Below are 13150 nucleotides of genomic sequence, written 5' to 3'. Positions count from 1 at the left end.
GAGAAAAAAAGTCCCGCGTTGAGAGGGTAAAGAACGGGTTAATAAACGAACAACTTAATAAAAAAAGGCAGCAGCCAAAGCAGCAAAAAGATGACTCCGGTATCGTCCCGAAGTCATCTTTTTTAGGTTCTATTAATAGGACTGTATTAAAGCATTCCTATTTCGAAGATGAAAATGAGTTATCCACGAGTTGATTGCAGCATAAATCAACACGCTTCATTAAGAGGTATTTACTCCTAACTAAAAGCTGCCTCCCTTAACTGGAAAGTGAAACCATTTCCATCCTCATCCGTATACTAACTGAGTCTAAATGGCTAAAAAAGGAGATGATGTAAATGACAAACAATCCATTCTTGTCAGTGTGGACGCAGCCAAAGCAAACCATCCGCGACGTATTAGAAAACAAAGGCTCCGGTTTCACAATTGCCATGGCCGGGCTTGCGGGAATCGGCGGGGGATTAATAAATCTCGAAGGCTCTGGATTTGGAGAATCCCTTCCACTATTCATGGTATTTTTAGTGGCAGCACTTATCGGTGTGATCATCAGTATTATAGGTGTTTATATCTCAGCGGGACTTTACACAATGGTAGGAAAATGGTTTGGAGGCACCGGCAATTTCAGACGTATGATGATCGCGATAGGACCATCTTATATCCCGCAAATTGTCACTGCTGCTGCATACCTTTTAGTGGCCATCATGTATGCGGAACAATTTGTTCAGGCTACTGACCCTACAGCTCTTGGGATGGAAGGCATCACGGCTTTACCGATTGGCGCTTATCTTATAACCCTTTTTATATCAGCAGTTTTCGGAATATGGGGAGTCGTCATTGTCTGTAAAGCGATTGGGATCGTTCATGGGTTCTCCAGCTGGAAAGGCTTAGGTGTTATCCTGACAGTTGCTGCTCTTGTCTTTGCGCTTGTTTTGGTTATTGGCATTATTATCGTTTTTACCGTATTTATTTAAGATTGTACACATATTAAACCCGATTTACCTAACACTGCCAGCATAAGGGCAGTGTTATTTTTATGAAACCATATTGTCAAAATTAAATAAAAAGAGTATACTACATTACAACACTAATGCACTATATTAGATAGGGGGTGTGGAGATGATTCTCGATACCGACGGAACAAAACCAATTTATATGCAAATTGCAGAGTGGCTCGAAACCGAAATTCTGCAGGGAAAATTTAATGCAGATGAAAAAATTTACTCTCAATATCAGCTGGCAGACTTATTTAATATTAATCCTGCTACTGCAGGTAAAGGGCTGGCGATGCTGCTGGAGGAACAAATTCTTTATAAAAAGAGGGGGCTGGGGATGTTTGTTACAGAAGATGCTAAGGTTCAAATTCGTCATAGGCGTATTAACCAAACGCTAAAAAAGCTTGTTCAGGAAGTCGTCATTGAAGCCCAGCACTTAGAAGTGGGCGAGGAGGAATTAGTCTCCATGATTCAGGAGTCAATAAGGAAGGGGGAGCAAAAGTGAACGTGATCGAATGCAGGGAGCTTAAGAAGAATTTTGGTAAAAAACAGGCAGTCAATGGGTTGTCTTTCTCCATCCAGGAAAACACCATAACCGGGGTAATCGGAAGAAACGGAGCAGGAAAATCGACTCTTTTAAAATTACTTGCAGGTTATCTGAAAAAAACTTCAGGAGAACTGAACGTTTTTAACGAGAATCCCTTTAACAGTCTTCTTGTATCCGCAAACAGCATCCTGATTGATGACTCCATTGTTTTTCCCAGCTCCCTCACGCTTGAAGAAATTCTGCAACAGCATGGACGGTTTTATAAAAAATGGGATCAAACGCTGGCGGAACGTCTTTTTACTTACTTTAACCTGCGACCAAAACAGCTTCACAACAGTCTCTCCAAAGGGCAGCTCAACACTTTCAATGCGATTACAGGCATCGCTTCAAGATGCGCTTTAACGATTTTTGATGAACCGACAACAGGCATGGATTCTTCTGTTCGTAAGGATTTCTACCGGGCCCTTTTGAAGGATTATCTCGCGTACCCGAGAACGATTTTATTATCAAGTCACCACCTGGATGAAATTGAAGAATTAATTGAGGATGTGCTCCTTATTCATCAAGGAGAGAAGCATCTGCATATGCCAACAGCTGAATTGAGGGAATATGCAATTGGTGTCCGGGGGCAGGAGGAAGCGGTTGTTCAATGGATACAAGGAAAAAATCTTATTCATCGAAAGGAAATTTCAAAAGGAAGCGTTTATGCAGTCGTTCAGGCTAATTTTACCGAAGCTGAAAAAGCAGAGGCATTAAAAAACAAACTGATTTTCAGCCCGGTGAGTGCGAGCGATCTTTGCATTTACCTTACTCAACAGGAAAAAGGGGGGATTGATGATGTCTTTAAGTGAAATGAAGCTTGGAGAAATTGTTTGGAAGCAGTATATTTATAAGCTTTTTTCTTATTCAGATGCGCTTAAATCCCTTATCATTATTCAGCTTCTTGGAATAGGATTTTCGTTATTAGCGTCAGGGGGAGGCAGCTCCTCAGACGGCTATATCACAGTTTCAGTGGATACCTATTCTGTGGACCTTGTGTTTATTTTTACGCTCATATGGATTTTTGTCACATCCATCCTGCTAACTACAAAAAGCTATCGTTTTGAAGATTTTACTTTTGTCACAAGCCGCTTGAGCAGTCATCTTTCAAACATTCTTTATTTGATTACAGTCTCAGCAGCTGCAATGATTACCCTAACATTGAGCAGCTTTCTGCTCTATTTACTCGTAAGGTTGTTTGCAAATACGCCTTTGCTTTATGGGGGAGGCAGTCCTGGTTCACCGGGAGCGCTGCTGCTGTCAGCCGGCGCATTCTTATTGTACTTTATTCTGGTCTCAGCCTTAGGCTATTTAGCGGGTGGTCTTGCTCAGATTCATAAAAGTCTTATCGCCGTGCTGCCCGTAGTATTGATCGTCTTACCTATCTACTTGAGTATTTCATTAGGTGTTTACCCATTGTATTCCTTTTATATTGCTGAAAGCTCGTTTTGGATCCTTGGCATTAAAATCATTTTCACCGCTGCAATCCTTTTTGGAGGAATTATACTTCTCTTTAATAATCGGGAGGTGAGAGCATGATGGTTCTAAATGTTTTTATTATGATTATGTTCCTGTCAATGTTGTTTTTAGGCATTTTCTATCTGCTAAGCAAAAGGAAGTCTGCGTCGAAAAAACGTGTTACGAGTAAAAGGGCTATAAGTCTTTTTGGGGGTTATACAGCCGTTTTATTTTTGGCTATGTGCGTTTATTATGTTCTGCCGCAAGATGAAACAGCAGGAAGAGATGCTGATTTTAATTCCAATGAAGAAGAGATGTATAGCGAAATAGATGAATTTGAAAGACTGGCTTTTGAAGGGGAAATAGACCAGATTGATGAGAAATTTCTAATAAAAGCCCAGAATTTTCGTTATGAAGGTGACCGTATGGAATTAAATATTCCACAGCTTGAAAACAACCCAGTGAATGTCATCATTAAAAAAATCGAAGATAGCGCTGACCAGGTGGAAGTCAGATATTATAAAGCACCATTGCGTGTTAATGGAGTGGACATATCAGATCAAATCGCAGAGGAAGTTGATATTTATGAGGAAGAAGGAAGAATTGCCATTTCTCAAGAGATGCACTATGATTTTTCCTTCCATCAATTCAACGAGTCATTTGTTCTTTCCCAATTTAATGACGACTCATCAAATAGAGGCTCAGGTTATAGCTTCAGCTTTCGCAATGGAACACAAATTCTTTATTTAAGCATCCCGGAGAATGTTGAAATCGACGGGCTTGAAGAGGAATTTATCTATTATTTAGATTGATCTTATATACGAAATTATCTGAAAAAAGGGTTGACTTAAGACCTTAAACTGCTCTATAATCCTCAACAAGAGATTACACAAAAACCAACTTTATATACTCTTATCCAGAGTGGCGGAGGGACTAGGCCCTGCGATGCCCGGCAACCAACGAATGTATCCACATTCGGAAAGGTGCTAATTCCTACAGATCATTCGTGGTCTGAAAGATAAGAGGAGGATGAACCCTCTTCTTATGAAGGGGGTTTTTCTTTTCCCCTTTTCCTTTACCTCGCTGACACATCACCCTTGCAGCGCATTTATGAACAAGAATCCTAAATGAATTGGAGAGATTGATCATGACTAACCCTTCACCGCAATACAGTATTGAGACGCTTCTTTTACACGGTGCAACGACGCCGGATCCAACAACGGGTTCAAGAGCTGTACCTATCTATCAGACGACCTCCTATGTATTTGACAGTGCAGATCATGCACAAAAGCTGTTTTCTTTAGAAGAGGAGGGCAATATTTATACGCGCATCATGAATCCTACAGTTGGCGCCTTTGAAGACCGCATTGCCTTACTGGAAGGCGGTGTGGGAGCAGTTGCTGTGTCCTCAGGCATGGCTGCAATTACGCTTTCGATCCTGAACCTCGCAAGTGCCGGCGATGAAATTGTTGCAGCAGCTGACCTTTATGGCGGTACGTATAATTTATTTACTTCTACGCTTCCAAAGTACGGAATTAAAGTGACATTTGTTGATCCAAAGGATCCTGAAAATTTCAGAAAAGCCATTAGCCCAAAAACAAAAGCTGTTTTTGCAGAGATTATTGGAAATCCAAGCCTCCATGTACTGGACATTGAAAAGGTTGCAGAGGCTGCCCACAGTGAAGGAGTACCACTTATTGTTGACAGCACCTTCGCTACACCTTATCTGAATAAGCCGCTTGAGCATGGTGCTGATATTGTCGTGCATTCTGCTACAAAATGGATTGGCGGACACGGAACTACCATTGGAGGAGTCGTCGTTTCAGGCGGTAAGTTTGATTTTGGCAACGGACGTTTCCCGGATTACACTACGCCTGATCCGAGCTATAACGGACTGAAATTTGTCGACCTTGAGGAAGCAGCGTATATTGCAAAATTCAGAGTTCATCTGCTTCGGGATATCGGAGCATGCTTAAGCCCGCAAAATGCCTTTTTATTATTACAGGGCCTTGAAACCCTTCATTTACGTGTTGAACGGCATGTGGAAAATGCAAGGAAAGTAGCGGATTATCTTCAGGATCATCCTCAGGTTGAATGGGTTTCCTACCCTGGCCTTCAAAATCATTCTTCTTATGAGCTGGCGCAGAAATACTTGCCAAAGGGTCCTGGCTCCATTATCGTGTTTGGTATTAAAGGTGGCAGAGAAGCAGGAAGAAAGGTCATTGACCAAACCGCTCTCTGGTCTCATGTAGCAAATGTCGGTGATGCTAAATCTCTGATTATTCATCCGGCATCCACTACACATGCGCAACTAACGGCTGAAGATCTTGCAACCGCTGGAGTTTCGGAGGAGCAAATTCGCTTATCTGTTGGAATAGAGGCAGTTGAGGACTTGATTACAGATCTGGAGCAGGCAATTAAATCTTCCTCAGATGTGCCTGTGCATCCTTAACCGTATTAAAAAATAAGGATATAAATAGTCTGCACCACTGGATAAGAGAGTAAACAAAATGAGAAAAACCTATGTGAAAAGAGTTGATACCCGTGAGCAAAGAGGGAATAAAACAAAAAATCAAACGGGTGGAAGAGACGATTGAAATAGGTCCACTCAAGCTGGAATCAGGCACAGTTCTGCCAAACGTTTCTTTACGTTATGAGCGAGTCGGAAGAACTGATTTACCCGTTGTCCTTATCTGTCATGCGCTGACAGGAAATCATCAAACTGTAGGAACAGAAGATGAACCTGGCTGGTGGAATGGCTTTGTCGGCTATGATTCCCCGGTGGATCTGCAGCAGTACCAGGTCATAACCTTTAATGTTCTTGGAGGCTGCAGCGGTTCAACGGGTCCTGCATCAAAAGACAGGGATGGCCGCGAGCACCGTTTATCCTTTCCGTTTGTCAGTGTTCGTGATATGGTCCACGCGCAGCACGAAGCTTTACTGAAAATGGACATCACTCATCTGCGTGCAGTGATTGGCGGTTCACTTGGCGGAATGCAGACGCTTGAATGGGGGGTTTTATATCCTTCATTTATGGATCAACTATTCGTGCTTGCCGCAACCCCGACATTAAGTGATTACGGCGTTGCATTTAACCGGATTGGCATTCATGCCATTGAACAGGATCCAAGATGGGACAACGGCGACTATGAGAAATCAAGTGACGTAAAGGGCTTTGAAGTGGCGCGAATGGTTGGCCTAGTAACCTACCGGAGTCCCTCTCTTTTTACCAACCGTTTTGACAGGGAGGAAAAGAAAAACAGGGACGACGGGCGGCCGTACCTTCAAGTGGAATCCTATTTACGCTATCAGGGGGAGAAAATTACGAAGCGTTTTGACCCCAACAGCTACCTTTATTTGCTTTATGCTATGAATGGACATGACATCGGAAGAGGAAGAGGTGGCGTTAAAAAAGCCGCCAACCAAATCCAGGCAGAGGTCATTGGCGTTGGTTTTACAGGAGACCTTCTATATCCTCCAGGTGAAATTAAGACCTTTATAAACTCTACCGCCAAAGGGTATTTCCATGAAATTGAAACTGCATTTGGCCATGATGGCTTTTTAGTGGAATACGATAAATGGGGACCGATCATTCGCGGTCATTTAGCGGAAAGATCCTCATTGCACTCAAACGGATAATTAAAAATTATTTAACATAAAAAGGATGAGACAAAACGATATATTTAGGAACGTGAGGAGAACGGAGCTGAAGGCGGCGACTCCTGCGGGAAGAAGCGGGAGCTTGAGATCCACTTGCTGAAAGCAAGTTAGCTCAAGCCCCGCCCCGCGGAAAGCGTCCGCCTGAAGCGGAGTGAGCCGGACATACGAGGCTGAGACATACATTTGTCTCAGCTTTTTTGTAGTGAAAAACATAACGTGCGCTAGAACATAAGATAGATAGAAAAAGTTTAATTTGCGGAGTGAGTCGATTAAAGAAACAATTAAAAGGCTGCTGATTCCTTTAGCCACTAATTGTAAAATTCACTTCCATAATTAGTTTAATCTTGATCAAGAAAAGGAATAATACCTTAAGAGGCAATATTCGATAGTTGTGGAGTATTGCAATTTGGGATAACGGAGGGCAAGATATGTTGATGGAAAGCAAAGAGAGTAATCAAGTGATTTCATGCACAAATGAATATGACAGGCTGGAGAGAGTCCTGGTTTGTCCCCCTGCATTCATGAAAATAGAAGAACCAATAAATGAGACACAAAAACATTTTTTAGATGAAAATATAAATCAGGAAAAAGCAATGGAACAGCATCGCAATTTTATACAAGCCTTGCATTCCAATGGTGCTGACGTCGTACAGCTGCCGCCAATAAATCATTTTCCGGAACAGGTCTTTACACGGGACATCGGTTTTACAATCGACGATACCGTCTTCATTTCCACAATGGGAACCAAGATGAGAAACGGCGAAGAAGTGGTTCTGCAGGATTGGCTTGAGGAAATGGGAATTAAGCATGAAAAGATTGAGACCTTTGCCATTGAAGGCGGAGATGTCATTGTTGACGGCTCTATCGTATGGGTGGGTGTAAGCTCCCGCACAACAGAAGAAGCCATTGCTGAGCTTCAAAGCAACCTGCCGGAGCACAAGGTGATTCCGGTTCCATTTGATTCTCAGTTCCTGCATTTAGATTGCTTATTTAATATCATTTCTTCTGACGAAGCGCTGATTTATTCAAAAGCCTTCAGTAAAGAAACAGTTGAACGATTTGCAGAACACTACACACTCATTGAAGTGAATGACGGAGAACAGTTTACAATGGGACCTAACGTATTATCCCTTGGAGATCGTACCATGCTCAGTCTTCCAGTCAATAAGGAGATCAATAAAGAATTAAAGCTAATGGGCTACAAGGTGATAGAGCTTGATATTTCAGAAATCATCAAATCAGGCGGATCCTTCCGCTGCTGCAGTCTGCCGATCAAACGCGGCTGATTACAGGAAGTCCTGTAACGATAAAATCCCGCCAGCAGATTAAACTGCTGGGGGGATTTTTTTATTTAAACTACCATATTAAGTTGCGGGATAATCGGGACCGCTTGTTTTCTTGTCTCCTTTAACAGAGCCTGTTTCTTTCGCTTTTCTATTTTGCTCTTCCCGTTCAATCGTTCCATCCATATAGACATCCTGAATTTGCTGCTGCAAAACCTCTTCGCCATATTCCTCTTGGATTTTATTGTCATTGGAATTGTCTTTTTTCATTAAAATCCTCTCCTTCTTTAAAAGTTATTATTCTTTTCTAGAATGGTAAGAATTAGTGTAGATTATACAGACTTGATTTTGAGAAATCAAAAATTTAACTTGGAGGTTCTGGAAATTAGTTTGATTAATGAGGGAAGGAAATTTACAATACGAGATAGAGGGTGATGAAGAAAGGGAGATGGGAATGCATGTACCTTTAGTTCTGACTGATTTTTTAGATCGTGCTGTTCACCTGTACGGAGATAAAACAGCCGTCATTGATGGTGAACGGAAAATTACTTATCAGGTGCTTCAGGAAAGAGTTAATCAGCTGTCGCACGGATTGAAATCGCTTACTATTGAAAAAGGGGATCGTGTTGCTTATTTAACTCCAAATTCGCTTGAGATGCTGGAAGGGTTTTATGGTGTTTATCAGGTTGGGGGAGTGATGACACCTCTAAATACGAGACTGCGCCCGGAGGATTATGTATTTATTTTGAATCATAGCGAAAGCAAAGCATTATTTGTCAGTGAAGAATTATATCCGCTTATTGAAAACATACGGGACCAGTTGGAAAGCGTTCAAACCGTCATCATCCATGGTGCTTCAAAAGAGTATGAAAACAGCCTGAATTATGAACAGTGGCTGACTGATTTTCCTAAAGAAGGTTTTGAGGGGGAGCCGCTTGAGGAGACAGATATTGCTTCACTTCTTTATACCAGCGGGACTACCGGAGATCCAAAAGGGGTCTTGCTGACTCACCGCTCGAACTATTTACATGCCCTAACGACCATGCATCATTTAAGAGTAAGAGATCAGGATACACTTCTTCATGTTCTACCCATGTTCCATGTTAATGGCTGGGGTTCTCCTTTTTACTATACAGCAAACGGGGTCACTCAAGTCATGCAGCGCAAGGTAGACCCAAAACAAATTCTGCATACTATTGAGGAGCATAAGGTAACCATTATGCACATGGCTCCCACTGTGTTAAATATGATTTTAGAAGAAACCGCCTATACAAATGCCAAATTTGATCATCCGTTGCGGATTGTTATTGCCGGGTCTTCACCGCCTCCCGCCTTTGCAAGGAAGGTGGAGGAGGAGCTTGGATGGGAATTTATTCAGGTATATGGAATGACCGAGATTTCTCCTCTCGTTACCATTTCTGAAATAAGGTCCAATGTTGAGCCTGTAGATCATAGTGATAGAGCCCGTCTTAAGGCAAAAACAGGCTATGAATTAATTGGGACAAAGGTACGAGTGATGGATGAACTAGGCAATGAAGTCCCGCATGATGGAATTTCGATTGGGGAAATTGCCGCCCGGACCAATAATGGAATGGAAGGTTATTATAAAAATGAAGAGGCTACTTCAGCAACCATTAAAAACGGCTGGCTCTACACCGGGGATATGGCTACAGTCGATAAAAATGGCTATATTGAAATCATAGACCGTAAAAAGGATGTCATTATAAGCGGCGGGGAAAACATCTCTTCGATCGAGGTGGAAGGCATGCTGTATGAGCATCCTGCTGTACTGGAAGCAGCAGTTGTAGCAGTTCCTCATGAAAAATGGGGAGAAGCTCCTCACGCGATCGTAGTAGTCAGGGAAGGGCATGAACTGACTGAAGAAGCACTTCTGACATTTGCCAGAGAAAAACTGGCCAGATTCAAAGTGCCAAAAGGAGTTACGTTCACAGACCAGCTTCCAAAAACGGCGTCTGGAAAAATTCAAAAGGTTATTTTACGAAAGCAGCACTGGGACAGTGAAGGAAAGATGGTAAATTGAAAAAACAAGGGCGGCTGCAAAAGATTCTTTTGCAGCCGCCCTAATTTATTATGCTTCCTGAGCCTGGATTTGAAGATTGATTTTAATATCTTCACCGACTAAAACGCCGCCAGTTTCAAGAGCCTGATTCCATGTAAGACCGTAGTCTTTGCGGTTTAGCTTTCCATCCACAGAGAATCCGATTTTTTCGTTGCCCCAAGGATCTTTCCCTGAACCTTCATATTCTACTTTAAACGTTTCTTCCTTCGTTACATCTTTAATCGTAACATTTCCTGTTAATTCATACTCGTCATCGCCAACTTTAGTAGCTTTAGTCGAGTTGAATGTAATAGAAGGATATTTTTCAACCTCGAAGAAATCAGCTGAACGAAGGTGGTTATCCCGGTCAGTGCTTCTTGTATCGATGCTGCTTACATCAATTGTAAAGTTGATTTTAGCTGAAGTAAGATCGTTTACATCTGCTTCTACTTCTGCGCTGAAATCCTGGAAAGAACCTTTTACTTTAGAAATCATCATATGCTTTACTGAAAAATCAACACTCGAGTGTGCGCTGTCTACTGCCCATTTTTTTGTCATTCTGTATTTCCTCCTTGTAGTTACGTTTAGTAACTTTGTTGTTATTTGTAATCATTATATGATGCATTCTTTTGGAAGTCAATATCTTTTAATTAAAAAATCTCGAATTTGAGATATTTATCGTATTTTGTTCATTTACTCTATTCCTACTCTTGCCATTTTCCTGTATTTTATTACCTTTTTGGTTACATTCAGCAGGTAGGGAAAAAATAAAAATCTTCTAAATAAAGGGTTTAAACGAGTGAAATAACTAAAAAAGGGTATAAAAAAAGAAAAGAATGGGAGAGGACTGTTAACATGAGCGGACATCATCAAGAAAATGAAAAGCGATCTCAAAAACGCTTGTCAGCCTCTTCCGCACGAGTTGATACACCGATTAAAATGCTGGGGATTGTATTTCTTTCCTGTGTCCTCTTTGTGATCAGCATTTATGCGTTTGAAAGCTGGAGAAATAAGCAGGTGCTGGATTGGAAAGCACAGGCAGAGACTGACGCATTTAATACTGACTGGAATGAGGCAGAGGATAAATTAATCAGAGCCAATCAATTAAGGCCTTCTGTAATAGGAGTAGAAGAAAGTCTGTCAGCTGTTCAGGAAGCAAAAGAGCTTGAGGCGGATTTGCGAAAGCTTTCAGCTCATTTGGATTCCGGTCAAATGAATCAGGCTGAATTTGTTATGGAACAAATTATTGATAAGGTGAAAGCCAGTGACAATAATTTGTACTACTTATTTGAGGAAGATATTCTCGAAGGAAGGGATAAGCTCCTTGTCCTTAAGGTAGAAGACGATATTAAAAACCCTCTTTCGATGCAGTCTCTTGCCAGAAAGCTCCTTGAAATTTCAGATGTTAAGGGTGAGTATTCGGATAAAGCGAGAGAACAGGTGAAAAATAAGATTGCTGAGGCTGCTATAGAAGAAGCAAAGAAAGAGCTGAATGCGGTGGAGTTTTCTCAAGCGCTTAATATCGTGGAAATTGGAATGGGCTATACGGAAAATCATGAGGATCTTGAAGCCTTTAAAAAAGAGATAGAGGCAGAGAGGCTTGCTTATCAGACGGCTGAATATGACCGTATGCAGGAAGCGATGGAGGAAGCTGAAAAAGAAGATATTTATAATCGTACTGAAGCAGTTACACTAAAGGAATGGGGAGTAAATGCTCCGTCACCGGGAGTAATAGAGCTGGCTGGTAAAGTGGAAAACCAGGGGTCAAGGGCAATACAAGAAATCTTTATTACCTGGAGAATTTATACCGATCAGGGTGTATTAGTAGAGGAAAGAACTGTCGGGGTGAAACCTGAGATTCTGCCGAGAAACGCTGAAGGTGAATTTAATGATTCATTTCTATTTGAAGCGGCAGAAGCAAAAGTGGAAATTACAAATATTACGTGGAGCTTGGAATAGGGGGGTTATATGAAAACAAAGTGGATAATTTCATTTGTTTTATCAGCTGTCATGGTGGCAGCTGCCGTTTCGGCGGGCCTTTCCATTCGTGAACATATGGCTGAGCAGCTTCCCCATCAGCAATCTTACTTAGTGGAAGATCAAATAAATGATCAGCAGAAGCAATTAATCGATGAGCTTGAAAAAAACAAAGCAGAAGCTGTTTATGAGGCTCAAAATAAGGTCGTTCAAATAGAAACCCCTGTTGGTTCGATCGGTTCCGGATTTTTATATACGACTGGAGGCGATGTTATTACCAATGCCCATGTAGTAGCCAATACAGAGGAAGTAACTGTTATTTCAGCTCAAGCCGTCCCCTACACTGGAAGAGTAATTGGAATAAGCGAGACGGAGGATATTGCCGTGGTCCGGGTCGAAGAACTTTCCGGCATTGAGCCGCTTGAAGTCGAGATGGAGAAAAAAGCGGATTTAAAGGATCCTGTTCTGGCCCTGGGAAGCCCCTTAGGCTTTCAAAATACAGTAATGACCGGAGAGATTACCGATACGAGGCAATCCTTTAAAATTGATCCATTTCACTATAATGAGGTAGATCAAATCACTGCACCGATCTCTCCCGGCAACAGCGGCGGCCCTTTATTACACGCTGAAACGCTAAAAGTCATCGGCATTACCTCTGCAGAAGAGCCACAAAAAGATGTAGGCTACAGCATTCCCATACAAGATGTAGTGGATCAATTAGAACACTGGATTGAAGAGCCTTTAGAAGAGCTGCCTGTATTTAGCCAATACGCTGCACAGGCTGGTGATTTGCCATTTCCATCGAAGGAAGAACAAGCTCTTTATCTTATTGAGTACTTTTACAGCAGTCTTCAATTCGGAGATTATGTAACAGCTTATTCCATCATGAGTTCTGCCTATAAAAGTGAAAATAGATATGAGGATTTTAGAAATGAATTTCTTTCCGTTTCATCGCTTTCGCTTGAAGCTGCTGAAGTTTTCGACGTTTCAGAGGAGATTAAAGTAAATGCTACGGTGGAGTATGAGGTCTTCGAGGATGATCAGCTTGTTACCAATACGGAAGTGTATGAAATTATGGTCGGCAGGGAAAATAATCATTTAAAAATAAAGCAGCTTTCCCGGAATTAAAAAAAGCTGA

13 protein-coding genes and 1 riboswitch are annotated in these 13150 nt (G+C 41.7%); of the genes, 11 read left to right on the top strand and 2 right to left on the bottom strand.

The genetic code is table 11. The features are described from left to right. The first annotated feature begins 335 nt into the window (after positions 1-335). From C4B60_RS07615 to C4B60_RS07580, 8 genes are all read left to right on the top strand, one after another. A complete protein-coding gene (locus tag C4B60_RS07615) occupies positions 336-968 on the top strand; it encodes a YIP1 family protein (RefSeq protein ID WP_104057409.1) in 633 nt (210 codons plus the stop codon). A 145-nt stretch (positions 969-1113) separates the two neighbouring features. After that, positions 1114-1494, top strand: coding sequence for a GntR family transcriptional regulator (locus C4B60_RS07610; protein ID WP_104057408.1), 381 nt, complete (start codon positions 1114-1116; stop codon positions 1492-1494). Beyond that, positions 1491-2387, top strand: a complete 897-nt coding sequence (locus C4B60_RS07605) for an ABC transporter ATP-binding protein (protein WP_104057407.1) — start codon at positions 1491-1493, stop codon at positions 2385-2387. The genes C4B60_RS07610 and C4B60_RS07605 overlap by 4 nt, the downstream gene beginning before the upstream one ends. Continuing rightward, entirely contained in the window at positions 2374-3114 is a 741-nt protein-coding gene (locus C4B60_RS07600; RefSeq protein WP_104057406.1) for a hypothetical protein, read from the top strand. Before C4B60_RS07605 ends, C4B60_RS07600 begins: the two co-directional genes overlap by 14 nt. Continuing rightward, a complete protein-coding gene (locus C4B60_RS07595) occupies positions 3111-3845 on the top strand; it encodes a hypothetical protein (RefSeq protein WP_104057405.1) in 735 nt (244 codons plus the stop codon). Before C4B60_RS07600 ends, C4B60_RS07595 begins: the two co-directional genes overlap by 4 nt. A 97-nt stretch (positions 3846-3942) precedes the next feature. Continuing rightward, a riboswitch (SAM riboswitch) is annotated at positions 3943-4058 on the top strand. 122 nt (positions 4059-4180) lie between these two features. Further along, the gene (locus C4B60_RS07590) at positions 4181-5485 is read left to right on the top strand and encodes an O-acetylhomoserine aminocarboxypropyltransferase/cysteine synthase family protein (protein ID WP_104057404.1); all 1305 of its coding nucleotides are present in this window, start codon (positions 4181-4183) and stop codon (positions 5483-5485) included. 92 nt (positions 5486-5577) lie between these two features. Continuing rightward, positions 5578-6672, top strand: a complete 1095-nt coding sequence (metX, locus tag C4B60_RS07585) for a homoserine O-acetyltransferase MetX (RefSeq protein ID WP_104057403.1) — start codon at positions 5578-5580, stop codon at positions 6670-6672. A 455-nt stretch (positions 6673-7127) separates the two neighbouring features. Then, a complete protein-coding gene (locus C4B60_RS07580) occupies positions 7128-7979 on the top strand; it encodes a dimethylarginine dimethylaminohydrolase family protein (RefSeq protein ID WP_342365034.1) in 852 nt (283 codons plus the stop codon). Positions 7980-8057: 78 nt separating this feature from the next. On the opposite strand, the gene C4B60_RS07575 is transcribed toward C4B60_RS07580, so the two are convergent. Further along, positions 8058-8246, bottom strand: a complete 189-nt coding sequence (locus C4B60_RS07575) for a hypothetical protein (RefSeq protein WP_104057401.1) — start codon at positions 8244-8246, stop codon at positions 8058-8060. A gap of 184 nt (positions 8247-8430) precedes the next feature. On the opposite strand from C4B60_RS07575, the gene C4B60_RS07570 reads away from it, so the two are divergent. Continuing rightward, positions 8431-10017, top strand: a complete 1587-nt coding sequence (locus C4B60_RS07570) for a long-chain-fatty-acid--CoA ligase (protein WP_104057886.1) — start codon at positions 8431-8433, stop codon at positions 10015-10017. Positions 10018-10065: 48 nt separating this feature from the next. Here the strand turns inward: C4B60_RS07570 and C4B60_RS07565 are convergent, their stop codons facing one another. Then, entirely contained in the window at positions 10066-10593 is a 528-nt protein-coding gene (locus C4B60_RS07565; RefSeq protein WP_104057400.1) for a YceI family protein, read from the bottom strand. A 297-nt stretch (positions 10594-10890) separates the two neighbouring features. Here C4B60_RS07565 and C4B60_RS07560 point away from each other — a divergent pair, with 297 nt between their 5' ends. Then, the gene (locus tag C4B60_RS07560; protein ID WP_104057399.1) at positions 10891-11994 is read left to right on the top strand and encodes an FxLYD domain-containing protein; all 1104 of its coding nucleotides are present in this window, start codon (positions 10891-10893) and stop codon (positions 11992-11994) included. 9 nt (positions 11995-12003) lie between these two features. Next, positions 12004-13140 (top strand): S1C family serine protease, encoded by a 1137-nt coding sequence (locus C4B60_RS07555; RefSeq protein WP_104057398.1) that lies wholly within the window; start codon positions 12004-12006, stop codon positions 13138-13140. The last annotated feature ends 10 nt before the right edge of the window (positions 13141-13150 follow it).

The sequence above is a fragment of the Jeotgalibacillus proteolyticus genome, assembly GCF_002926065.1.
GTDB lineage: Bacteria > Bacillota > Bacilli > Bacillales > Jeotgalibacillaceae > Jeotgalibacillus > Jeotgalibacillus proteolyticus.
This window is presented reverse-complemented; position numbering and strand designations above follow the sequence as displayed.